Here is a 22,526-nt window from a genome sequence, read left to right as displayed (position 1 = left end):
GTGTACGTCCGCAACCGCACCGAGCGGCCGGCTGGTCTCCGCCCGTACGTGGAGCAGGCATTTGCCAGTACGAACGTCTCGATTGACTTCGCCGGGTTCTCCAGCGAGACCCTGCACAGCGCTCTTCAGGAGCCCATCGACAAGATCCGCGTCGGCCGGCTAACCCCGTCGAGCATCAACATCCGCATCCTGGTGCCGGACATGTCGGTGCCCCACGCCGCGCCCGTGCGACGCGAGGACGGGGCGGACGACCCGCGCCTACGCCGTCGGATGCACGACATGATGGTCAGCTTCACTCGAAGCATCACCAACTCCATCCACGAACTAAGCGTTCTCGGGCTGGCGGCGGAGACCAACGTGAGCGTGCGGGTCCACAGCGGGACGCAGCTCTTCAAGCTGTATGTGATCAACCAGGAAGACGCATTCTTCGGGTACTACCCCATCCGCCCCAACAAGGTGGTCGCAGAAGGGGAGGTCATCGAGATCTACGACCTCGTGGGGGCGGATGCCACGCTGTTCCACTACTCCGTGAACGAGGGGGAATCGTCGAGTGGGGCTCAGCAGGTCGAGCAGGCTCTCATGTGGTTCGACAACGTTTGGAACACCATCGGAAGGGACCTTGACCCTGATGGGAAGTAGCACGCTCGCCGAGATCGCCACAGCCACCAGCGGAGTCCTGTTCGACTTCGACGGGCCGATCTGCGACGTGTTCGCGGGTCGGCCCGCCCCCGGTGTCGCGCGGGAACTCTCGGAGGTCGCGGCCCGGCACGACGCGACGCTTGGCGGTAAGGCGGGTGGTATCGATGACCCAATGGAGATCCTGCGCCTTGCCACGCAGGGCGGCGAGCCAGTCATCCGGGCAATCGAAGAATCACTGACCAAAGCCGAAGTGTCAGCCGTCAAGGTCGCGGGGCCGCCCATCCCCGGCGCGGTCGCTGCTCTGGAAGCGGCGTACTCATCTGGGCGAAAGGTCGCCGTGGTCAGCAACAATTCCACAGCTTGCGTGCGGGCGTTCCTGATGCTGCACGGCCTTCGCCCCCTGGTGCACGAGGTCATCGGACGCGCCGCCTACAGGCCGGACCTGATGAAGCCCGACCCACACTCATTGCTGCTCGCCGCCACACGACTTCGCGTGCACCCCCATCACTGCACACTCATCGGGGACTCGGTGACAGACGTCGAAGCCGCTCGCGCTGCTGGCGCGATGTCCATCGACTTCGCCAACAAGTCACACAAGGACCTTGCCCTGGCTGAGGCAGGGGCCGATGCAGTGGCCACCAACATGACCGCTGTGGCCGACGCTCTGACATCAAGCCCCAGGTAGCAATCCGGGTACGGCCTGATCTGTCGTGTAACCAGTCCGGACTCCGGAGCGTCTAGCCCACGGGGCGGCGGGGCAATGTCCATATGCGCCGCGGCCACCTCCATGGAGGAGCCGTGCTGGAGAAAACGAGGCCGCTCCCGCTATGCCGTTCCTCCGCCATGCGGGCGTTAGCCCGAGCACTGCGCTGGCGCGCCTTGTCCATACTTCGGGTCAAGACGTTCGTCTGGAAAACGCTCGGCGTGACGTTACGTGGGTGCAGAGTCTGGGCGGACAGGTCACGTAGCCAGTGGGCTCCGTCGCTGTCACGAAAGGCGACAGCGACAGGTTCGGGGCCGAGAGGATCTGCCGAGGGGAGCACATGGGCTCCGACGCATTCACCGGGGCGGAGTACGCGTTGCACGAGATGCGTGGGGCCGAACTCTACGGTGACACCTGACCAGGTGAGGACGACGAGGTCGTAGACGGGCCGTGCGGCGTTGTTCTGGACGTGAATGTTGTCGTGCAAGATCGCCAAACTGTCTGAGTCGCCCCCCTGCAAGGGGATCTCCCAGCAGGACAAGGCGGCAGCGTCCGCCCGCTCTGCCTTGCGATGATCGCGCCAGATGATGCCGACAGTGGCGCTGAGGGCACCGGTAGTGCCGACAGCGCTGATCCAGGTTGGGACATTGCCCCAGTCGACAACGTTCATGGCATCGATCCTGGCGGGATGCCAGTCCTCCTGAAGTGGACTTGAGGAGATTCTGAGCTAAGGGGCATCGCGCGCTCGGGCCGGCCAGACGCGGAACGCCGGCCCTCTGATAACTGAGCCCTAGACCTCCTGGGGGCCAGGAGCCGTTTCCGTGGAGACGCAATTATGCATCTGATGTTCATTCATGAACTGACTCCCTTGATCCGTCATCCATGAGAAGATATTTAGGAAATTCGGCCTACCCAAATCTGCGCCAGCCTTGGATGCCCACGTCTGCAGGACGGCAGAGATGAAGCCGCGAAGCTGGATCATAAAACCCATAGGGTGATCACCGATCTCACCCATAGGCATCTGCAGAGTAACTTCCCTGACCAGTCGGAACATTATTTCGTACCGAGTCAAGAAATCAGGATGCGTCTCCCCCTCACCCCGGGAGATCCAACTCTCCGATACGTGCGCCAATGCCACTAGAGCGAGCATGGAGCCGCCGACGGCTCGATAGGTGCGGGGCCGAGATGCAGTTTCTGTGAACACTCCAGACAGCAGAAGGAAGGCCCCGACGTCAGCTTCCACCTCATCTTTTTGATCCTCGTTCAGATCATCAAGAAGTTCTTGAATGCCGATTCGCTGCAACCATCCTTCGACGGTTTTTCTGGCAGTTCGCGAGTGACGGAATGAAGAATCCGTATGCCCAAGCATATGGTGACAGAATTCATGAGCAACCACGAATTCTTCGACTGCAGCCACTAAGTTGAAGTAGTCACTTTTACTCCTACGATGAGGCAAGTCAATCTGAAGAGCGTGAGTGGGGCGCACGTGGCGTTCGGCCGCCCACCTTTGAAGAGACTGGTCAGTCACATCGATGGGCTCGAAGGCAGAACGCTCGATCTCCTCCAAAATCATCATGGTGACATCCGTGTCGTCATCGCAAAAATCCACCTCCTTCCCCGCAGTGAGGATGGAGTCGCAGAAATGACTGAAGAGTGTTGTATAGATCATAGCGGCCATGGTAAAGCCGTAGTTCAGCTCGATAATTCCAGCGCTTCTAAACGAAGACGCCTCTGCGTTTGCCTCCCCCTTGAAAGCTCGTGCCACAAAGATGTTGCGCATAGTCGCCTTCCATTCAACTGGGGCGAGCTCGATCAAAGCTTTCGTGACATCATTAAGTTCCGGACAGTTAGAGTGTTCCGGATTCCACTTCAGGAATTCAGCATATTTTCCATCTCTTACGAGCTCCTGCCGCTCCGCCTGCTCGAATAACGTCTTCCAGAAATTCTCTTCTGGCCTACCACAGTCGACGTAGAACTGGCGACGGGATTCATCAAGCTTCCACATTTGCCCCCCTCTGGTCACCTTGCACCCCTTACAGGATGACGCAAGCAAGATGCGATTGTCAGCCATATTTCATACTGAGTGCGGGAGCTTTTGTGCCAACGTGCGGCATCGCGGGAGGTCGAACGGGCGGCAGCAGATCCACGGGGCGGTAGCCGTCCAGCCGGAACAGGGATGATCGCGAAAGCCCGGTTGGTACTCGGGGCGGGCACTTACGAGTCGACTTCGCGCGTAGAACCGGTCACGGCTTCGCCTTCATCGTGGGCAACCACAAGGGGGCGGAGCTCGTCGGCTTGGTCCCTCGCGTCTGAGCAGAGGCCTCAGTGTTCTGAGCCGCTCGTTGTGCTGGTCTTTGTCCAGTGCACTGGCGGACGCCACCGTTCACCGCCGTACGCGCACCCCATCGGACCTGCCCCGTGAACCCCCACGGACGCCCCTGAACGGCCATGCGGACAGTTGGAAAGCGTGTTGGGGGCAACCCCTCACCAGTTCGAATCTCGTATCCTCCGCCCAGCCTTCACCGGGCTGTCACGTAGGGCCCCACCGCCAAGGCGGTGGGGCCCTACGTCGCGTAATACTTCCGCGAGCTTTCGCGCGATGCCCTTGAGCATGACCGGTCGTACAGACACCTGGCCCGCATCCGCACGGAGGTGCCCGGCCCTCGGTCGACAATCCACTCGCTTCCAGGTCGACGTCAGAACACCGCAGCCCCAACCCGTCGTCCGGTGGACCGGGGCGCACCAGCACGAGCGTTTAACAGGCCTTGTCGGGGAACTGGTTCACCTCGGTCAGGAGGAGGCCCTGCACCTCTTCGACGGGACAGGACTCGGCCTCGTCTACCGGTTCCTCGATGCGGGGGCGACTTGGGCCAGCCACTGTGTGGCAAGGCCAGTTGGCGGCTCACGGGGTGGGGCCCGAGGAGGTATCGCGGTTGAGTACGGGGGGCACCGGTACCAGAATGCGGGCTGATCTTGGCCCGCCGCCTGGCCTCGTTCCGGGACAGTGGGGAACCCCGACCCCGCGCACCCCACGGGTCACGCACCGGAAGGACGCAGCAGATGATCGCAGCGGAGCACACCATCCGCATCGCACGCCCCTCACTGGACCTGGAGGCCGCGGAACGCTTCTACACCGGGGGCGTCGGCCTGAGCGTGCTCTTCCGGGCATCGGGCCGACCGGAACAGGGCGAGCACGACCTGTTGATGGTGGGCCCACCGGGTGGCGGGTGGCACCTGGAGCTGACCCGGGGTACCGGAGAGCGGGTGGCCCCCTCTCCCACCCCGGACGACCTGCTGGTGATCTACCTGGGCGTACCGGTGGACCAGGAACGGGTGGCCCGGGCGGTGGAGTACGGGGGCAGGGTCGTCCCCTCGCACAACCCGTACTGGGACCAGGGCGGGGTCACCCTGGCCGACCCCGACGGGTACCGCCTGGTCCTCACCGAACGCCGCTGGGGCCCCAACACCCCGCTGTCCGAAGCGAGTTGACGTCCCCTGGGGGCGACCGGCCCCCAGCCTCCCGGTCGCTGGTCGGCCGGTACGGGGACGTTGCCCGAGCAGCGACCAGGCGCCCCTCTGCGGGGTGGGCGCACCAGCTCCCCTGCGGGTGGCTGACCGGGGGCCCGGCGGAGTACCGCGCCGGGAGGTCCCCGCCACCCGAGGTGACCGTGCGCGCACCGCGCCTGGCCCCTGCCGCGCACAGCCCCGACCCGACCCCGACCCGGGGGCACCCACCCGCTGGAGGAGGACGCCAGAGGGGAGCCCGGTCCCCCAGGGGCAGAGGACCAGACACGGGGGAGGCACAGGGAGTGCCGCCCCGCCAGCGAACAGGGCACGGGAAGGGAACCCCCGCGCAGCGGGGACGAGGTAGCGGCCTCAAGGGACCCCAGCCCTGGGCAACGGACAGGGCGGTGAGGCAGCCCCCGGCAACGGAAGAAGCCGACGGGCCGCCCAGCCCACGTAACCGGAGCACGGGGCGGCCCCGGCCCCGGCCCGAACTCGCTCCCCGGCCCCGACCTCGCCCCGACCAGGGACGGGAGTCCCCTCCCTCGGAGGCGGGTGCCGGGGACACCGTGTCCTGGGGGGTGGCCCAGCGCCAGGCCGCCTCCCCCGTACGTGGATGTCGGGGTGGCCGGAGGGCCCTGTTCCCGGAGGTCGGCGGAAGGGGCCCCTCAGGTCACGGATACCCCGTACCCTCGACAACTCGACCGTGGGGTGCTCGTGTTGCCCGGTGTGCGCCGGCGCGCGGACACCGCCACGGCCGGCCCGCGCCCGGGCTCCGGCGCCTGCTGGTGCGCGCCCTCCCGGAGCGGGGCAAGGTGGGACGGGTGGCGGTTGACCGTCCAGCGCCCACCGTCCGACCGAGGTGACCCCACCCGTGACAGAAGGGAGCCGCGCTGATGAGCGGCACGGCCGCAGGCGCCCATGAGGGCAACACCGAGTACGGCAGGAAGAAGTTCAAGCGCTCCAGGAGCCACTTCACCGACCGCATCACCCAGGACGGTCAGGACGGCTGGCCGGTGGAGGCGGACCGTTACCGGCTGGTGGTCAGCCGGGCCTGTCCGTGGGCGAGCCGGGCTCTGATCTCCCGCCGGCTGCTCGGTCTGGAGGGCGCGATCTCCCTGGGGGTCGTGGACCCGATCCAGGACGACCGCAGCTGGCGCTTCACCCTGGACCCGGACGACCGTGACCCGGTGTTGGGCATCCGCTTCCTGCACGAGGCGTACGACAAGCGGGAGACCGGCTACCCGGGCGGGGTCAGTGTCCCCGCCATCGTGGACATCCCGACCGGCAAGCTGGTCACCAACGACTTCCAGCAGATAACCCTCGACCTCGCCGAGGAGTGGCGCCCGCTGCACCGTGAAGGCGCCCCCGACCTCTACCCGGAGCCGCTCCGGGACGAGATGGACGAGTTGATGGAGGGGATCTTCCAGGACATCAACAACGGCGTCTACCGCTCCGGCTTCGCCACCCACCAGTACGACCACGAGCAGGCCTACGAGGACGTGTTCCGTCGCCTCGACGAGCTGTCGGCCCGGCTGGCCGACCGTCGGTACCTGATGGGGGACACCATCACCGAGGCCGACATCCGCCTGTTCGTGACCCTGGTGCGCTTCGACCCGGTCTACCACGGCCACTTCAAGTGCAACCGCAACAAGATCGCCGAGGACCCGGTGCTGTGGGCGTACGTCCGCGACCTGTACCAGACCCCGGGGTTCGGTGACACGGTCGACTTCGACCACATCAAGCGGCACTACTACGAGGTCCACACCGGCATCAACCCCACCCAGGTGGTGCCCGCCGGGCCCGACCTGTCCGGCTGGCTCACCCCGCACGGCCGTGAGGCCCTGGGCGGACGCCCCTTCGGCGACGGCACCCCGCCCCCGCCCGCGCCCCCGGGCGAGGCCAACGAGATCCCCCAGCGCTGACAGCCCCGGCGCCCTGAGCCAACCCCCGGGTGGGGACGGCGGTTCGACCGTCGTCCCCACCCGGGGTCACACGCTCCAGGAGGGGCCGGGATCGGTACGTCTTCCCGGTCGCGGCCCACCTGGGGCCCGACACCGTACTCAGTGGGTCGCCCACGGCACGCCGGAGTCCTCGGCCGTCTCCGCGCGGGGGACCCGGCCCGAGTGCGGTGCCCGGCCGTTCGGCCCGCTCGTGGCTCCCTTGGCGCCGGGCACCCGCCTCCCCAGGGCGACCAGCCGGTCCCGTAGCAGCCTGGAGAGTTCCTCCCGTTCCGGCTGGGTGAGCGCCGCCAGCATCCCGGCGACCTGGTCCTCCCAGTTGGGCTCCCCGCGTAGCAGTTCACCGTGGGAGACGGACCAGTCGAGGACCTGGCTCACCTGCTCCGGGTGACGCACCAGCCACATCGCGGCCAGTGAGGCCGGGCCGTCCCGCAGGGCGCGGAGGCAGAACGTGTAGTCCTCGCGGCGGTTGGCGGTCCAGGAGTACGGCGGGCCGCTCTCCCCCGACGGACCGAGTCGGAGTTCGGTCTCCGCTTCCAGTCCCCGTACGTCGGTCACCCGGTAGACGAGCCCCGGGCCCTCCAACTCCAGCCGCCCGTCGAGTTCTTCGGTCACCTCCCAGATCCGCAGGGGTCGGCCTTGGCTGGCGCGGTCCTGGTCCAGCCCCCGGAGCCGCCGATCGATGTCCGCCCGTACGGACTGGGTTCCGAAGGCGCAGCCGGAGCGCACCACACGTACCGGGTCACCCACCCACCACAGGTAGTGGATCTCCAGTGACTCGGTCCCCGCGGCGGTGGGCAACGCGACGTTGCGCGTTCCCGATCGCTCGCCGAGGTCGACGTGGTAGGCGGACTGGTAACGGTGGAACAGGCGGGGCTTGGGGTCCGGCCGCTCCAGGCCTCCGTAGCCGTCCGTGTCGGGTAGTGCCTTGAGGTCGCGGGGCTCGCTCCGACCCGCACCACACAGGTAGTGGGTGCCCATCTGGTCCCGGAGTACCAGGGCGCGGTCCCGGCGCCCCGACCACCGGTGCCGCACCAGCTCCCGCCAGGGCGAGTGGGGTGCCAGCCTGTAGAGGGGTTCTTCGTGGATGGAGTGGATGGGGTGGATGGAGTGGTGTGCGTTCACGTCGTCCTCCCGTCAGCGGCGGTGTGGGTGCGGGGGAAGTCGGAGGGCACCGGCTGGCCGTTCCTCCAGGCGTCGAGCACGGCCTCCGCGATGTGACGGCCGGAGAGTACGGCCGCTTCCCGGCGGTCGATCTCGTGGAAGAGGCCCAGTTCGCCCGGCCCGATGTCCCGCGCCAGAGCCGTCAACAGCACTTCCACCGCGCGGTGTTGACGGTCACTCCAGGCGCCGCTGTGGCACCAGTACAACAGGCAGCGGGTGGTGTCCTCAGCGGTCGCCTCCTCGTTCAGGCACCGGTGCACCAGGGCCACGATGGTCTGGGCGTACTCACCGTCGTCCACCAGCTGCTCCTGGAACCAGGTGCCGTTCACCAGCAGGCGCGGCATCGTCCTCAGGGCCAGCGCGGTCTGCCGGCCCTCCTCGACGATCCACTCGGTGGCCTGGGCGAAGACCACGGCCTGGGCCCCGGACGCGAACAGGCGGGTCAGCGCGTCCCTGACGGCCCGTTGCACCGGGCCGAACTCGTCGTCGTCCCTGCGGACGAGGTGTCGCAGCAGTCCCGTCGCCCACTCGGGGCGGGCCTGACCGAACTCGGTCCCGCAGGTGAGGGCGACGGTGGAGCGCACATGCACGTTCGAGCTGTAACTCCAGTTACGCAGGCGGTACTTGACCTCACTGGCGAGCACCGGGTCCTCGGCGGCCACCCCGAGGGCGAAAGCGGCGAGAGACCGGCTGCCGGCCTTCTCCGAGTGCGCCAGGTGGCGGATGTGCTTCAGGGCCTGCCGACCTCCGCCCCAGCCGGCCGCCATGCCCATCACCCGGCCCACCGGCTCCGCCAGGCCGTACCGGGTGTCCACGCGGTCCAGCCATTCGGTGAGCAGCCCGGAGAGCTGCCCGTACTGCCGCCAGACGTGCCGCAGCACCGCCTCGGCCTTGCGGTGCCGGGTGAAGCGGACCGGTTCGGTGGTGTAGTCGAAGGAGGCCGCGCTCCGCACCTCCGTCTCGCCGGAATAGGCCCGCACACGGTGCAGCAGGTCGTCCAGGGAACGGCGGAAGACGAACCGGGGGTTGGGGAGCTGTTCCTGTCCGGTGCAGGCCTGCCCCTCCGGCGGCGGCAGCAGGTGGTCCAGGCGTCCGTCCGCCAGAGCCAGCAGCCGGTCGGCCTCCTCCCTGACGATCCGGTGGTCGAAGCCCTCGAACACGCACAGGGCCAACAGAAAGGCCAGGGCGTCGGGGTCCTCGCGCAGCTTGCTGATCAGGCTGGGAGCCTCGCTCTCCGCCAGGAAGCTGAGTTGGTCCCGCAGGTCGGTGCCCTGGGCGCTGCCGTCCCCACGCACCAGGGCGTCCACCAACTCGGCGACCTCCGCGGGTGCCAGCTCGGGCACCAGCAGTTCGTCCAGCAACCCTGGATCCAGCGAGGACAGCAGCCGCTCGCGTTCCTCCTCGTCCGGGACCCTGTCCATCAGACGCGCCTCGAAGATCCGCTTCGGGGGCGGGGGTTGGCAGCGGATCGGGCTGATGTGGAGTTCCCGTTCCCACTCCCGGAGGAGTTCGGGGTCGTCCGGCAGCAGCACCAGCATCCTGGCCCCGGCCCCCTCGAGAAGCTTCCGCAGGGTGCCCACCAGTCCCGGGTGGGGAGCCTGTCTGAGCAGCCGGCCATCCATCAGGTACCCGCGGATGTCGGAGTCCGACGGCTTCCAGGAGGCGAGGTCGTTGTCGCTGTCCACCGCGCTCAGGGCCAGGCTGCCGCCGCTGTGTCGGTACAGCAGGTTGAGGGCGGCGGTACGTCGCCCGCTCCCCGGCTCCCCCGCGAGGAACAGGATCCGCCCGTCCAGCACCCGCAGGGCCTCGGCGAACCAGTCGGGCTCGGCGAACCCACGCCGTGCCCCGAGGATCTCGTCGGCGGGGATGGGGCCCTCCCGGGCCTGCACCCTCCGGCCGGCGTCGCCTTCCCGTCCCGTGTGGTGCGCGGCCCGCTGGCCGCCGTAGAGGACGCCGCCGGCGTTGACGTTCCCTCCCTGCGCGTTGATCACCACCCTGGTGATCAACCTGTCGAATCCGTCGTCCTCCTCCCACTCCTCGGGGTCCGGCTCCGGGGAGTTCGGGCCCTTGTCCTCCGGGGCGGGCCCGGCCTGTTCGTCCCTCGGCTCCCCCCGTACGTCGTTCTCGGCGTCACCGGACTCCGGTTGCCGCCCGGACGTGCTCATGACCGCCCCACGTTCTTGTCGCCCCGGACGTTGTCGCCCTGGGTGCCGTGGACGGTGCCGGCCTTGTTGCCGGCCACGTAGTCCCCGCCGCCGTCCACGGTGTGCACGCTCTGCCCTCCGTGGACGGTGCCGAGGTTGAGGTTGCTCCCGTCGCCACTGACCGTGGTCACCGAGGACCTTCGGCCGCCGCGCTCCGAGGGCTCGGGGGCCGGGTCCTCCGAGGAACGGCCGCGTTCCTGGTCGTCCACCACCTGGTCGCCGATGACGCGGCGGTCGTAGAGGTTGCCGGAGGGCGTGGGCACGTAGAGCCAGGCCCGCTGGGCGAAGGTCTTGCCCTCGACGGTCGCCGGGACCTCGATGAAGTGGTCCATGTGGCGGCCGGTGTAGCCACTGACCACCGCGTCCTGGAAGCAGCGGTCGGAGAGGATCGCCGCGACCTGGGTGACGTTCTGGCTGGAGGCGGCCAGCATGGCCTTGACCGGGCGGGAGTCGAGCAGCCGGTGGGTGTCGTTCCGGGGGGTGCCGTTTCCGTCGGACTCCCGGCCGGAGTCCGGGAGCGGGCCGACGTGCAGGCTGACCCGCAGGCGGATGGGGCGCACCCCGAGGGAGTGGACGTTGTACTCGACCAGGACCTCCTGGAGGACCCTCAACCAGGGGTGGATGATGAAGGGCAGCACGGCGGGCTCGAATCCGAAGACGTAGCCGTCTCCGGTGGAGTTGGGAAACCGCCGCCCCTCCCAGACGTCGGGGAGTTCCGCGCGTTCCAGGGAGGCTCGCAGCAGTTCGGGGATGGCCTCGCTGATGGAGCCGTGCTCGATCGCCTGGTGTCCGGTGAAGTCCTTGGCGTCGACGGCCACCAGGCCTCGGTAGGGCGGGAGTTCACGGCTCTCGACGTTGGGCAGCACGCGCGGGGTGTGTGCGGGTGCCGGGGAGTCGTACGGGTGGGAGGACATCGCGATCCCTTCGGAGACGGGGCCCGCCGTACCCCCGGGAGGGGGCGGGGGCAGCGTCGTTCGGGTCGCGGGAGGTCGCGTTCCGCGACGACGTACATCGCCGTGACCGGCGGCGTCGTCGGAACGCGCACGGATTCCCGTCGACCCCCACGGCACTGCCCGGGGCGGGTGGTGTGACCCCTTGAGGCTCGCGAACCGCTGCGGGGTTCTCCGCTCCGCCAGTGCGGAACTCCGGTGACCCGGATCACATCGCCGTGGGGGGCGTGGCTCAGCCGAAGCGTCCGACGAAGCGGCCCAGGGCGGCCCGGTCCGCCACCACGACGCTGCGGCGGCTGTGCCGCACGCCCAGGGACTCCAGTTCCCGAAGGTGTTTGGACACCGTGTTGCGGCTCGCTCGCAGGTACTCGGCCAACTCCTCCCGGGTGAGCGCGAGTTCGACCGGTTGCTGTGGGCCGCTCGTCGCCGTCGGGGAGAGGTCCAGGACGCGCAGCAGCAGGGTGGCCAGCCGGACCATGCATTCGCCCTCCTGTGCCTGAGCGGACTCCCTGACCCGGGTGAGCGCGTGACGCGTCAGCACCGGGTACAGGTCGTGCGCCTCCACGAACCGTCCGAAGGCGTCCTTGTCGACGACCCCGAGTTCGCAGGCGAGGACCGTCTCCACACTGGCCAGTCGCCCCCCTCCGTCCAACACGGCCATCTCCCCCAGGACTTCTCCCGGGCCCCGGAAGGCCAGGATCTTCCGCACCCCGTCTCGCTCGGTGCGCACCACCTTGGTGAGCCCCCGTAACACCACGAGCACATGGGTGCCGGGGGCGCCCTGTTGGAGGACGGTCTCCCCGGAGCCGTGGAGCCTCCGGTAGGAGCACCGCACCAGTTCGTCCCAGACCTCCCGGCCGGCCAGGTCCCTGAGTGTGCGGCTGGGCCAGAGCGTGTCCCTGCCGTCGCTGTCCGTGTCCGCCATGGCGTCGACTCTAGGGAGCGAGTGGCCGGTCCGTGGTCACTCGTGAGGACTCGCCGCCCGGACCGGGAGTCCACCGGTCGGGTGCGCTGTCGGATGTCGGCGGCCCGGAGGTACCGAAGGGCCGGCCGCCGCTCACACGCTCCAGGAGGGGCCGGAGTTGAGGGTCTCGACGTCCATGTCGGTGGTGCGGCGCATGGCGCCCCGGAGGCCGGTGAGTTCGTCGGCGGTGAGGACGTCCTCGATCCGGGCGAAGCCGTCCGGGGCGCGGTCGGCGACCGTGTCGAGGAGGCGGTCCACCGGCATGTCACGGCAGGCGGCGGCGATGGCGTTGACCGGCTTGAGCCGGGCGTGCTCGTACGCGCGCAGCCCCTCCTCGGGGTGGTCGCGGTGGTGGGCGAGGTGCCAGGTGAGTACCCGGGCGTCGAGGATGGCCTGGGAGCCTCCGTTGGAGCCGACCGGGAGCATGGGGTGGGCGGCGTCGCCGAGCAGGGTGACCCGGTGTTCGCCCCAGGAGTCGAGGGGGTCGCGGTCGACCATCGGGTACTCCAGGATGCCGGGGGCGTCCCGGAGCAGCCGGCCGATGTCGAGGCCCTGGATGCGCCAGTCCTCGTAGTGGGGCAGTACGTCGGACAGCCGGCCGGCCCGCGACCAGTCGGCGTCCGACAGCGGGCCGGGCTCCGACACCCGTACCTCGGCGACCCAGTTGACCTGCCCATCCCCCACCGGGTACACCACCGCGCGGGCCGGGCGGTAGCTGCCGGCGATCACCATGGTGTGGCCGTCCAAGGGGGCCGGGGCGCGGGTGACGCCGCGCCACATACGGATACCGTTCCAGCGGGGCGCGCCCTCGCCGGGGTGGAGCTGTCGCCGTACGGCGGAGTGCAGTCCGTCGGCGCCGAGGAGCACCGAGGCCCGCAGTTCCTCGGGGGCGTCGGAGTTCGCGCGGTCCCGCAGGGTCACGGCCACCCCGTCGTCGAGGTGGCGGTAGCTCTCCAGGGCCAGGCCGGTACGTATCGCCCCGGGGCCCAGTCTCTCCCGTACCGCTTCCAGCAGGAGTTCCTGGAGGGCGCCCCGGTGGACCGAGAGCTGGGGCCAGCGGTAGCCGGCGTCCCGGCCCCGGGGGTGTTCGGCGACGGGGTTGCCGTGCCGGTCGGTGAGGCGCAGTCGACGGGGTTCGGCGGAGACGGCGGCCAGCCGCTCGCCCAGCCCGAGTTCGGTCAACTCCCTTACCGCGTGCGGCTGGAGGTTGATGCCGGCGCCCAGGGGCAGCAGCCGGCGGGAACCGTCCACCACCCGTACCCCCTCGCCCATCCCGGCCGCGTGCAGGCTGAGCGCGGCGCTGAGCCCCGCGATGCCCGCCCCGACGATCAGCGTTCCGACCTGTTCGCTGCCCACCCTGGTCCCCTCGGTCTGCTCACTGGCGTTGGGCGGACACGGTAGCGACCCGGGGCGGCGGGGGGTACCGGTCGGCGTGGGTGGGGTACCGCTTCCCGGGTGCGCCGGCCCGGTACCGAATCGGCCTCAACTCCCCTGCTCCACAAGGCGGCAGACGTATAGTCAGCTCACCCGCCGCATCCTGGTTACGGCGGCTATGTCACCAAGGGCACCGGTCAGCCCCACATGACCAGAGCGTCCTGCCCCGGAGGGGAGAAGGCTCATGCGTGTGATGACCAAGGGCGGCAACGTCGACCTGGCCCAACTCAGCGAGGACACCGGCTCGGTGATCGTCAGCCTCGGCTGGAGCAGCCCCGACGGCAACGGTGACGCGGACGTGTCCGTGCTGCTGCTGGACGAGGACGGCCGGGTGCGCGGTGACGCGGACTTCTACTTCTACAACCACCCCACCGCCCCGGACGGCAGCGTGCAACTGCTGGGCAAGGCGCCCACCGACAACGGCAGCGAGGACCGCATCAGCCTGGAACTGGTGGCGATGCCCCCGCAGGTGCGGCGGATCGTGGTGGCCGCCAGCCGGTACGGCGGGGACCGGTTCGGTGACCTGCACGACCTGTGGCTGCGGCTGGACGACGGGGCGGGCGAGGCCCTGCTGCGCTTCGCCGTCACCGACGCCTCGGTGGAGACCGCGTTCATCTTCGGCGAGCTGTACCGGAGGGGTGAGCGCTGGAAGTTCCGTGCCGTCGGGCAGGGTTACGAGTCCGGGCTGGCGGGGCTGGCCACCGACTTCGGCATCGAGGTGGACGACGAGGGGGACACCCCGGCCGAGGCCATGACCGACGTCCCGGCGCCCGACGTCCCGGCCGGCTCCCGGACCGAGGGCGCGTCCCACGCCGTGTCCGACTCGGCCCGTGACCTGGGGGTGACCATCCCCTCCCCCGCCCCTCTGTCCGGCACCTCCCCCGCGACCGCGCTCGCCACCGCCCCGTCCGTACCGGTGCCCGCCCCGGCAGGCGAACCCGCACCGGTCACGGCGGCCACGGAACCGCCCACCGCGCCCCGACGGCGCCCACGGACCGTCAAGAGGAAGGTCACCGTTCCCCGGAGCCCCGTACGGTCACTGGCCGAGAACGAGGCCTGGCGCTCCTCCTGCCTCTTCCCGGTACCCCACCTCAAGACCGACCGGGACCGGGAGGCCCGCGCCACCTCGGTACTGCTCGCGGTGATGGCCCAGGTACCGGAACTGGGCCGCCGGCTCACGGCCGGGTTCGGGGCGCCGGCCGGGCGGATGCAGACCTTCACCGAGGTGTCGCTGCCGCACGGGGACAGCCCCCGACGGCCGGACGGGGTGATCCGGGTGGAGCGGGCCGGGAAGCTGTGGACCGCCCTGGTGGAGACCAAGACCAACGGCAACGCCCTGCGTCCCGAACAGGTCCAGGACTACGTGGACATCGCCACCCGTCGCGGCTACGAGGCCGTGATCACCCTGTCCAACGACGTGGTGCTGGACGGGCGGCCCCCGGTGGAGGTGAAGACCGACGGCCGGCGTCGGCACAAGGTCGCCCTGCGGCACCTGTCCTGGGCGGAGGTCGCCCACCAGGCGCAGATGCTGATCCGCCACGAGGGGGTGGGCAACGCCGCGCACGCCTGGCTGCTCGACGAGCTGCTGCGGTACCTGCGGCACGAGAACTCCGGCTGCCACGGCTTCCAGAACATGGGCCCGGCCTGGGTACCGGTCAGGGACGGCATCGACGCCGAGACCCTCAGCGAGGGGGACCCCCGGGCGGTCCAGGTGGTGGAGAACTGGGAGCGGCTGGTCCGACAGATCTGTCTACGGGTGGGCGGCGAACTCGGCCAGAAGGTACTGCCGGTCCAGCGGGTCCGGCGCAGCACCGACCCGGACGTGCGGCGGGCGACCCTGGCGGACCTGCTGTGCCAGGAGGGGCGGCTGTTCGCGGAACTGCGCATGGACGGGTTCGGCAGCGTACTGGCGATCACCGCCGACCTGCGGACCGGCAAGCTCCGTACCTCGGTGGACGTGCCCGCTCCCGTCGGCGGCTACCCGCTCAGCTCCGCCAAGCGGCTGGTCCGCTCCCTGGCCGAGGCGCCCGCCGACCTGCACGTGGAGACCCTGTTGGAGGGCCGCAACGGGCCCCGGGGCACCCTGGAGCGGCTGCGCCCCGAGCCGGCGAACCTCCTCCCGCCGGACGGCTCCAACCCCACCGGGTTCCGGCTGTCGCTGTTCAAGGGCATGGGGGCGGCGCGGGGCAACAGCGAGTCCGGGTTCATCCGCAGCGTGGACGGGGCGGTGGACCGGTTCTGCGGCAGCGTGATCGCGCACCTGCCACCGGCCGAGCCCCGCCGCCGCGCCACCTCCCGGCCGGTCGCCGGCTGACCACCCCGGGCCCGTACCCCTGGCGTACGGCGGACGGTGGAGGTCCCGGGTCAGGCCGCGGTACGGGCCAGGGCCCGGGGCTGACCGTCGACCGGGGGCACGGAGGGCCGGGCCTGCCGTGGCCCGGCCAGGGGGTGCACCCCGCCGAGGTGGGACGTGGTGGCGCGGGCCAACTCGGCCTGGGTGAGCGCCAGCAGCCCGACCAGGCGCAGCCCCAGGGCGTCCGCCACGGCGGCCAGCACCTCGGAGGAGGCCTCCTTGCGGCCACGTTCCAGTTCGGAGAGGTAGGGCACGGACACCCGGGCCCTCTCGGCGACGTCCCGCAACCGGAGGCCACGGGCCACCCGCTCCCGCCGCAGTACCCGGCCGACCAGGTCACGCCACAGGGGTTCCTCCGGCGGCTCGGCCCGGGAACGCAGGGGCACCACGGACGCGGGTCGCTGCTGCTGGTGGGTCATCTCCCCAGCGTAGGGGCGCGGTTGGGCCGGGGAAGGGGTGAGCGCTCTGCCCTCAGCGAATCGGGGCTTCGACGGGTCGGAGCCTTCGGCGAATCGGCGTCCTGGGTACGGCGGGAACCCCGGGGCATCGGGACATCGGGAGCCTCAGCGGGTCCGGTTCCCCGGGGCCCCGGGGAACCGGCCGTGCGGCGGGAACCCCGGGGTCGGCGGGTACGGGCCGCCGCCCCGGTTTCCGGGTCCCAGCCGCCCCGGTTTCCGGGTCCCAGGAGCGCTCCCGGCCTCCGGGTTCCCTCCGCCCCTCGGTCAGACGACGCCGACCACGGTGACCGTGACCCGGTCCGGAGTGGTGCGGTCCCCCCGTCCGGCGACCGTCCCCTGGACGGCGGCCCGGATCCGGCGGGTCACGTCCAGGGCGCGGTACCCCCGGCGGAGGACCACGTGCAGTTCGACGGCGTACCCCCGCGTGCCGCGCCGTACCCGTACCCCCGAGCCGGGCGTACGGGCGCGGTTGCGCAGCAGGTCGGCGATACCGGGCTGGAGGAACGCCACCCCGGGCTGCTCCAGTACGGCCCGGGTGACGGCCTCGATCAGGGCGTCGTCCCGCGTCTCAGCGGCCATGTCCGTCCTCCCCCTCCGTGGGGCGCGGGTCGAGCACCTCGGTGACGGCCACGTCCACGGCCCGCACCGCCATGCCCAACTCCCGTTCGGCCACGTCGAGTACGCACTGCCGGACCAGCCCGGCGGTGTCCCGCACGCTGCGTTCCAGGGTGACGGCGACCTCCATCCGCACCCGTACCGGGCCGCGCGAACGCCGGCCCCCCGCACCCTCGGCCTCACGGATGCGGCAGCTACCGGCGCTGACCCCGGGCAGGGCGTCGGCGGCGGCGCGGAACACCTTGGCCGCCGCGGCCTCCACCATCCAGGAGTCCTCGTCCGGCGCGCCCAGGGGCAGGGTGCGGCCCGGGCGCAGTTCCAGTCGCACCGCCTCCATCACCCGCTGGGTCAACTGCCCGGTGTCCCTGGGCTGTTGGTCGGAACGGTGGTTCTCCTCCCACCGCGCCTGCCGTACGACCTCGCCCAGTTGCCGCAGTCCGTCCAGGGCCGAGGAACAGTGCGGGCACTCGCGGGAGTGGTCGTCCAGGGTGCCGTTCTCCCAGTCCCGCCAGAGCTGTTCGAGGTCCCGGCCGCAGGCCAGCCGCTCGGCCGTGTCCGTGGGGGTCTCCTCCGGGGGGTTGGGGTTCATCGCCATGCCACCATCGCCTCCGTCAGGTAGCGCCGGGCGCGGAACACCCGTCCACGTACCGCCTCCTGCCTGATGCCCACCAGGCGGGCGATGCTCTCGTAGTCCAGGCCGTCCAGTTCCCGCAGCACCCAGCACACCCGCTGTTCCGGGGAGAGCCCGGCCATGGCCTCCGACAGGGCCTTCATCGCCTCGTGGGACTCGGCGGCCCGGGCAGGTGAGACCTGGTGTTCGGGGGCCGCCGGCTCGGGTACCGCGTCCAGGCTGGTCGCCGGCCTGCGGGCGCGCAGTACGTTGAGGCAGCGGTTGGTGACGATGCGGTACATCCAGGTGCCGAACGCCGCGTCCCCCCGGAAGTCCGGCAACCGCCGCCACGCCTGTACGAACGAGTCCTGCACCGCGTCCTCGGCCTCCGATCCGTCACCCAGCAACCGGCTGGCGAGCCCCAGCAACGCGGGGCCGTGCCGGCGCACCAGTACGGCGAACGCGTCCTCGTCGCCCTCCGTGGCCCGGGTGGTCAGCGTCTCGTCAGGGTGACGGGCCTGCCGGTCCACCTCGCTGTGGTCCCCCGCCACTCCCGTACTCCTCTCCTCGCTCCGCCCTTATCGGACACGTCCCGGGCACCCGGCGTTACGCGGTGGGCTCACCGTAGTGCCGAAACAGGGACGAACCGGGTTCCACCGGGAGTTCGGAATGGCGCACCCCCGGGCGGGGGCACCCCCAGGGGGAGGCGCGGTAGTCGCCCATGTCCGAGGGGTACGCCGAGCCTCGGGGGCGACCGCACGTGCCGGAGTCAGTCCGGGCCCGGGCCCTACGAGGCCCTGCGTGGTGGTGCGACGGGTCCGGGCGACCGGTCTGGGCCCGGGCGGGGAGGGGCTGGACCCGCTGGACCCGCCGGGTGTTCTGGGTGGCGCCCCGGGCCCGGGCTTCTCGGGTGGTGCGCCGGGTCCTGTCTGGGCACCGCCTCAGCCGGGTGGGGTGTGGGCGGGGGCGGCGGCTGCGGGTTCCCGGGCGGGTTCAGTGCGGGGGCTCCCGCTGGTGGATCGGCCGGGAGAGGTCGGCGGCACCACGAGCGAGGTTCAGGTGGCGTGGGCGGCCCAAGGCGAAAGGGCACCACCACGAGCGGGGCAGGTCAGGGGCGGGGTGGCTGCCGGGGGCACGCCAGCCCGGACGGGCCGGCACCCCACACGTGGGGCTCGGGTCGAAGTGGGCGGCCCCCACCGGTGGATCAACCGGCGGGGGCGGGCGCCGCACGTGGGGTCAGCGCACGTCGAGGACCAGCTTGCCGGCCACCCGCCGTTCGTCCAGCTCGGCCAGGGCACCGGCGGCGTCCCGTAGCGGGCGGGCGCCGGCCAGCAGGGGGTCGAGGTCGCCCTTCTCCAACAGAGGGGTCAACTGGTCCCACTGCTCCCGCAGATAGCCGGGGCGCTGGAGCCAGAAGCCGCCCCAGCCCACGCCGACCACGTCGATGTTGTTCAGCAACAGTCGGTTGACCTTCACCGTGGGGATGTCGCCGGCGGTGAAGCCGATCACCAGGAGCCGCCCCTCGGGGGCGAGCGAGCGCAGCGAGTCGGTGAAACGGTCCCCACCCACCGGATCCACCACCAGGTCGACGCCCCTGCCTCCGGTGAGTTCCCGGACGGCGTCCCTGAAGCCCTCGGCCAGCACCACCTCGTGGGCCCCCGCCTCCCTGGCGGTCTCCCGCTTGGCCTCGGCGGACACCACGGCGATCACCCGTGCCCCCAGCGCCCGGGCGAGCTGGACCGCCGCGGTCCCCACTCCACCCGCCGCGCCGTGCACCAGTACCGTCTCCCCCGAGGTCATCCGGCCCCGGCGAACGAGGGCGAAGTGCACGGTCAGGCAGTTCATCGGCAGCCCCGCCCCGGCCGTGTAGGAGACCCGGTCCGGTAGCGGGAACACGGCCTGGGGGTCGACCGCGACCAGTTCCGCGAAGCCCCCGAATCCGGGGAAGGCGGCGACCCGGTCCCCGACGGCCAGCCCGCTGCCCTCCGGGGCGACGCGCACCACCCCGGCCACCTCGGAACCGGGAACGAACGGGAGTTCCGGCTTGATCTGATACCGGCCACGGGTGAGCAGCAGGTCGGGGAAGGTGACACCGGCGGCGTGCACCTCGATCAGCGCCTGCCCCGGCCCGGCCGAGGGGTCGGGCACCTCGCCGTACTCCAACGCCTCGGGGCCGTCGAGTCGGGTCACCTGGACTGCGCGCATGGCTCTCCTCGGTAGGGACGGGTTCCGAGGCTAGGCCGCTACTGAGCAACGCTCAACAGCACGCGGGCACGGGTGACCGCCGTCACCTCCACGACCACCACCGACCCGCCAGCCACATGCCGAGGGTGGCCACCCCCTGGAAGCCCGAGCCGAGTACGGGGTACGGAAAGAGACGGAGTGCGGTGCCCGCCCCCGTGGGGCAGGCCACCCCGCGCTGCGACAGGGGCTACGGGTGCGGGTCGGCCCACCACTCGGGGCACGCGCCCCCGACAGGAACACGAACCGTAGGTACGCGGGTTCACGCCGGGCGTACGGCCCCACCCCGACAGGGCACCCCGCGTACGCCCGCACCCGGGGTACGGGTGCGAGCCGGCCAGCGCACCGACGGCGCCGAGGACCCGTCGGTGACGGCCACCAACCAGGTCCGGCCACGGGTGGTGCGGGCACCCGTGGAGGCAGCGCCCACTGGTGACGGCCCCTGTGCACGCGCCGCGCGGCCCGGTACCCGTTCACGCGCCAAGGGGGTACGGGCGGCACCCACCCAGGAGGCTCCGCGTCGGGGCGGCGCACGTCGCACCCGGTGGCCGGGTACGTCAGGACGCCCCGGCCGGGGTACGGCCGTCCCGGACAGGGGCCCCGGAGAGGGGCCGCCCACACAGTCCGCCCAGACAGGAGGCGCGAGCACCCCGACCCGTAGAAGGCCCGGTTGCCGTGACCTCTGAACGAGGACGAGGGCGGGGGCGGGGGCGGGGGCGACGTCGACAGCGCCCGACCGGAGGGAGGCGAGCACCCCGGCCCACGGGGCAGGCCCACCCCGGACACCCGCCCACGAGCCGGGGTCAGCCGGGGTCAGCCGGGGTCAGCCGGGGTCAGCCGTCGAGCACCAGGGTGTTCTGCCCGGCGGTCAGCAGCCAGCGGCCGTCCTCCTTGGACATGACGTACAGCGGGGACCCCTCCTGGCCGGTGTACTCCCCGCTGGCGCGGGAGAACTCCCGCTGCCGTACCTTCACCGCCGCCACGTCCGGCCGGATGAACAGCACATGCGCCACCTCGTAGGTGGCGGCCACCTCCCTGGTGGCCCCGGGCAGCACCCGGGCGGTGAACTCCTCGACCTCCGCCCTCCCCGTCAGCCGCCTGCCGTGCGCGGTGGTCCACACCGCGTCCGGGTGGAACAGTCCGACGAACTCGTCCACCCGCTCGTTCTGTTGGGAGCGCTGCACCGTGGCGACCACCTCCCTGATGGCCGCCAGCTCCTCTTCCTGGTACGGGATGCCCCGTGCGTTGTCGTCCATGGACGGCATCCTCATACCTCAAGTGCACTTGACCTCAACCCCCCACTCCACTCCCAACGTTCCCCCGGGCGTCCCGGGCAGCGGGGCCCGTAGCCGTATGGGTGACGGGCCCTCACCCTGCGTACGATTCCTCCAGCGCGACGAACGTGGGCGAGACAGGGGGAGAGACGCGTGGCAGAACCACCAGCCGCCGGAGAGCCGGGGGTGTCGTACACGGCCGCCGACGGCCGAAGTGCCGAACCGGGGAGCACGGGAACGGAGTTCGCCTACTTCGACGGCGACGACATCGGCGCCCCGCTGGAACTCGCCCTGTTGGAGGACGACCCGGGGAAGGCCACCCGCTACAGCAACCTGGTCAGCACCGCGATGAACCAACTGGCCGCCGAACTGTCGAGCCACAACGGCGTACGGGTCCTCTTCAGCGGAGGGGACGACATGTTCGCCAGCTGGCCGAACGGAGCGGTGGACCCCGGGGAGATGACGAAGCTCCAGGTCCGGTTCAGCGCGGTGTGCGGCAGGACCATCAGTGTGGGAGTCGGCGCTACGCCCTCCGAGGCGCTGGGAAACCTGCGCAGGGCGAAGCTTCGTGGAAAAGCCCGCACCGTCACCGCGAGCGAGGCCCGCGAGTGTTAGGGGGAGTCGGGGAGGCCCCGGAGCGCCACATCTACCTCCTGGTCACCTCCCACCTGCCGGACCCGTACATCAACGTGCTCACCTACCTGTTCGACAGCGGCACCAGGGCCGCCTCGATCAACCTCGTCAAGATCCGTCAGAACGGCGGCGGTGACAGCGCGCGGATGGACGAGGAGATCCACCTCATCCACACCAGCATCGTGGAGCGCCTGCGTGACCTGGCCAGCGGCAAGTACCCGCGCACGGTGGACGGGTCGGTGCGCTACCACGAGATCGGCGCGGAGGCGGCCGAGACCTACGAGAAGTGTCTGAACTGGCTGCTGCGAACCGAGACCAGGATCATCACCGTCGACAGGGGCGAACTGGACGGGGAACTCCGCTCCTTCATCGCCACCGGCGGCGCCCTGTTCGACGTGACGACCCTGAAGAAGGACCTCCTGGTCGACGTGACCGCACTTCTCCTCTCCCAGGGCTGCGGGGAGTTCTACTACTTCGACCTCGGCAAGGCACCGGAGCACTTCGACGACCGGGAGCTGTACCACTCCCTGGAGGGTTTCCGGGACTACCGGATGATGTCGTCGAGCGAGCATGTGAAGACCGCGATGGCCAGAATGGTGGCGCGCTCGCTCACCCACCGAAGACTGCTCGTCTACAGCCTCCTGGTGTTCGCCCTCGTCTGCGTGGCCCAGTTCTTCTTCACCGACACCTGGGTCGTGAACGTGGTGGCCAGCATCGCCACGGCCGCCAGCATCGTCAGTGTGCTGTTCCTGCTGAGCCGCGACACTTGACCCCATCCCGCAACCGGCCCACCGAGGTTCATCGAGACCGTCCCGTTAC

Annotated in this window: 19 protein-coding genes; 7 read left to right on the top strand and 12 right to left on the bottom strand. The window is 70.5% G+C overall.

Going from position 1 to position 22,526, the window contains the following annotated elements:
• Together ABZT14_RS12710 and ABZT14_RS12705 are read left to right on the top strand one after the other, a co-directional pair.
• Positions 1–639, top strand: a complete 639-nt coding sequence (locus ABZT14_RS12710) for a GntR family transcriptional regulator (RefSeq protein WP_356300433.1) — start codon at positions 1–3, stop codon at positions 637–639.
• Positions 629–1,324 (top strand): HAD family hydrolase, encoded by a 696-nt coding sequence (locus tag ABZT14_RS12705; RefSeq protein WP_356300431.1) that lies wholly within the window; start codon positions 629–631, stop codon positions 1,322–1,324. Before ABZT14_RS12710 ends, ABZT14_RS12705 begins: the two co-directional genes overlap by 11 nt.
• 808 nt (positions 1,325–2,132) lie before the next feature.
• On the opposite strand, the gene ABZT14_RS12700 is transcribed toward ABZT14_RS12705, so the two are convergent.
• Positions 2,133–3,347: a hypothetical protein gene (locus ABZT14_RS12700; protein ID WP_356300429.1), complete on the bottom strand. Its 1,215-nt coding sequence runs from the start codon at positions 3,345–3,347 to the stop codon at positions 2,133–2,135.
• Between the two features lie 1,055 nt (positions 3,348–4,402).
• On the opposite strand from ABZT14_RS12700, the gene ABZT14_RS12695 reads away from it, so the two are divergent.
• Together ABZT14_RS12695 and ABZT14_RS12690 are read left to right on the top strand one after the other, a co-directional pair.
• Positions 4,403–4,831 (top strand): VOC family protein, encoded by a 429-nt coding sequence (locus ABZT14_RS12695; RefSeq protein WP_356300426.1) that lies wholly within the window; start codon positions 4,403–4,405, stop codon positions 4,829–4,831.
• Positions 4,832–5,742: 911 nt separating this feature from the next.
• Positions 5,743–6,771 carry a glutathione S-transferase C-terminal domain-containing protein gene (locus tag ABZT14_RS12690; RefSeq protein WP_356300423.1) on the top strand — a complete coding sequence of 343 codons (1,029 nt, stop codon included), beginning with the start codon at positions 5,743–5,745 and terminating at the stop codon, positions 6,769–6,771.
• A gap of 138 nt (positions 6,772–6,909) precedes the next feature.
• On the opposite strand, the gene ABZT14_RS12685 is transcribed toward ABZT14_RS12690, so the two are convergent.
• From ABZT14_RS12685 to ABZT14_RS12665, 5 genes are all read right to left on the bottom strand, one after another.
• Complete coding sequence (locus ABZT14_RS12685) at positions 6,910–7,932, bottom strand: hypothetical protein (protein ID WP_356300420.1); 1,023 nt, start codon at positions 7,930–7,932, stop codon at positions 6,910–6,912.
• Positions 7,929–10,136 (bottom strand): hypothetical protein, encoded by a 2,208-nt coding sequence (locus tag ABZT14_RS12680; RefSeq protein ID WP_356300417.1) that lies wholly within the window; start codon positions 10,134–10,136, stop codon positions 7,929–7,931. Before ABZT14_RS12680 ends, ABZT14_RS12685 begins: the two co-directional genes overlap by 4 nt.
• A complete protein-coding gene (locus ABZT14_RS12675; RefSeq protein ID WP_356300414.1) occupies positions 10,133–11,089 on the bottom strand; it encodes a hypothetical protein in 957 nt (318 codons plus the stop codon). Before ABZT14_RS12675 ends, ABZT14_RS12680 begins: the two co-directional genes overlap by 4 nt.
• Before the next feature lie 268 nt (positions 11,090–11,357).
• On the bottom strand, positions 11,358–12,050 hold the full coding sequence (locus ABZT14_RS12670; RefSeq protein ID WP_356300411.1) for a Crp/Fnr family transcriptional regulator: 693 nt from the start codon (positions 12,048–12,050) through the stop codon (positions 11,358–11,360).
• A 132-nt stretch (positions 12,051–12,182) separates the two neighbouring features.
• Positions 12,183–13,445: a flavin-dependent oxidoreductase gene (locus ABZT14_RS12665; RefSeq protein WP_356300408.1), complete on the bottom strand. Its 1,263-nt coding sequence runs from the start codon at positions 13,443–13,445 to the stop codon at positions 12,183–12,185.
• Between the two features lie 262 nt (positions 13,446–13,707).
• Between ABZT14_RS12665 and ABZT14_RS12660 the strand changes: the two genes are divergently transcribed.
• Positions 13,708–15,837, top strand: coding sequence for a TerD family protein (locus tag ABZT14_RS12660; protein ID WP_356300405.1), 2,130 nt, complete (start codon positions 13,708–13,710; stop codon positions 15,835–15,837).
• Between the two features lie 50 nt (positions 15,838–15,887).
• Here ABZT14_RS12660 and ABZT14_RS12655 read toward each other — a convergent pair whose 3' ends face one another.
• The 6 genes from ABZT14_RS12655 to ABZT14_RS12630 form a co-directional block, all read right to left on the bottom strand.
• Entirely contained in the window at positions 15,888–16,295 is a 408-nt protein-coding gene (locus ABZT14_RS12655; protein WP_356300402.1) for a helix-turn-helix transcriptional regulator, read from the bottom strand.
• Positions 16,296–16,598: 303 nt separating this feature from the next.
• Positions 16,599–16,913 carry an Asp23/Gls24 family envelope stress response protein gene (locus tag ABZT14_RS12650; protein ID WP_356300400.1) on the bottom strand — a complete coding sequence of 105 codons (315 nt, stop codon included), beginning with the start codon at positions 16,911–16,913 and terminating at the stop codon, positions 16,599–16,601.
• Positions 16,903–17,538 (bottom strand): hypothetical protein, encoded by a 636-nt coding sequence (locus tag ABZT14_RS12645; RefSeq protein ID WP_356300397.1) that lies wholly within the window; start codon positions 17,536–17,538, stop codon positions 16,903–16,905. Before ABZT14_RS12645 ends, ABZT14_RS12650 begins: the two co-directional genes overlap by 11 nt.
• On the bottom strand, positions 17,535–18,089 hold the full coding sequence (locus ABZT14_RS12640; protein ID WP_356301219.1) for a sigma-70 family RNA polymerase sigma factor: 555 nt from the start codon (positions 18,087–18,089) through the stop codon (positions 17,535–17,537). The genes ABZT14_RS12645 and ABZT14_RS12640 overlap by 4 nt, the downstream gene beginning before the upstream one ends.
• 706 nt (positions 18,090–18,795) lie before the next feature.
• Positions 18,796–19,764, bottom strand: coding sequence for an NADPH:quinone oxidoreductase family protein (locus ABZT14_RS12635; protein WP_356300394.1), 969 nt, complete (start codon positions 19,762–19,764; stop codon positions 18,796–18,798).
• 869 nt (positions 19,765–20,633) lie between these two features.
• On the bottom strand, positions 20,634–21,056 hold the full coding sequence (locus ABZT14_RS12630) for an SgcJ/EcaC family oxidoreductase (protein ID WP_356300391.1): 423 nt from the start codon (positions 21,054–21,056) through the stop codon (positions 20,634–20,636).
• 171 nt (positions 21,057–21,227) lie between these two features.
• Here ABZT14_RS12630 and ABZT14_RS12625 point away from each other — a divergent pair, with 171 nt between their 5' ends.
• Together ABZT14_RS12625 and ABZT14_RS12620 are read left to right on the top strand one after the other, a co-directional pair.
• Positions 21,228–21,689, top strand: a complete 462-nt coding sequence (locus ABZT14_RS12625) for a mCpol domain-containing protein (protein WP_356300388.1) — start codon at positions 21,228–21,230, stop codon at positions 21,687–21,689.
• Entirely contained in the window at positions 21,683–22,477 is a 795-nt protein-coding gene (locus tag ABZT14_RS12620; RefSeq protein ID WP_356300385.1) for a hypothetical protein, read from the top strand. The genes ABZT14_RS12625 and ABZT14_RS12620 overlap by 7 nt, the downstream gene beginning before the upstream one ends.
• Positions 22,478–22,526: the final 49 nt, after the last annotated feature.

The sequence above is a fragment of the Streptomyces sp. NPDC005438 genome (genome assembly GCF_040606315.1).
Lineage (GTDB): Bacteria > Actinomycetota > Actinomycetes > Streptomycetales > Streptomycetaceae > Streptomyces.
This window is presented reverse-complemented; position numbering and strand designations above follow the sequence as displayed.

Excerpts from the sequence above, each read along its gene's own strand:
- ABZT14_RS12705 (WP_356300431.1), top strand. The coding sequence starts at position 629 with ATGGGAAGTAGCACGCTCGCCGAGATCGCCACAGCCACCAGCGGAGTC.
- ABZT14_RS12700 (WP_356300429.1), bottom strand. The coding sequence starts at position 3,347 with ATGTGGAAGCTTGATGAATCCCGTCGCCAGTTCTACGTCGACTGTGGT.
- ABZT14_RS12695 (WP_356300426.1), top strand. The coding sequence starts at position 4,403 with ATGATCGCAGCGGAGCACACCATCCGCATCGCACGCCCCTCACTGGAC.
- ABZT14_RS12690 (WP_356300423.1), top strand. The coding sequence starts at position 5,743 with ATGAGCGGCACGGCCGCAGGCGCCCATGAGGGCAACACCGAGTACGGC.
- ABZT14_RS12680 (WP_356300417.1), bottom strand. The coding sequence starts at position 10,136 with ATGAGCACGTCCGGGCGGCAACCGGAGTCCGGTGACGCCGAGAACGAC.
- ABZT14_RS12675 (WP_356300414.1), bottom strand. The coding sequence starts at position 11,089 with ATGTCCTCCCACCCGTACGACTCCCCGGCACCCGCACACACCCCGCGC.
- ABZT14_RS12670 (WP_356300411.1), bottom strand. The coding sequence starts at position 12,050 with ATGGCGGACACGGACAGCGACGGCAGGGACACGCTCTGGCCCAGCCGC.
- ABZT14_RS12660 (WP_356300405.1), top strand. The coding sequence starts at position 13,708 with ATGCGTGTGATGACCAAGGGCGGCAACGTCGACCTGGCCCAACTCAGC.
- ABZT14_RS12655 (WP_356300402.1), bottom strand. The coding sequence starts at position 16,295 with ATGACCCACCAGCAGCAGCGACCCGCGTCCGTGGTGCCCCTGCGTTCC.
- ABZT14_RS12650 (WP_356300400.1), bottom strand. The coding sequence starts at position 16,913 with ATGGCCGCTGAGACGCGGGACGACGCCCTGATCGAGGCCGTCACCCGG.
- ABZT14_RS12645 (WP_356300397.1), bottom strand. The coding sequence starts at position 17,538 with ATGAACCCCAACCCCCCGGAGGAGACCCCCACGGACACGGCCGAGCGG.
- ABZT14_RS12635 (WP_356300394.1), bottom strand. The coding sequence starts at position 19,764 with ATGCGCGCAGTCCAGGTGACCCGACTCGACGGCCCCGAGGCGTTGGAG.
- ABZT14_RS12630 (WP_356300391.1), bottom strand. The coding sequence starts at position 21,056 with ATGGACGACAACGCACGGGGCATCCCGTACCAGGAAGAGGAGCTGGCG.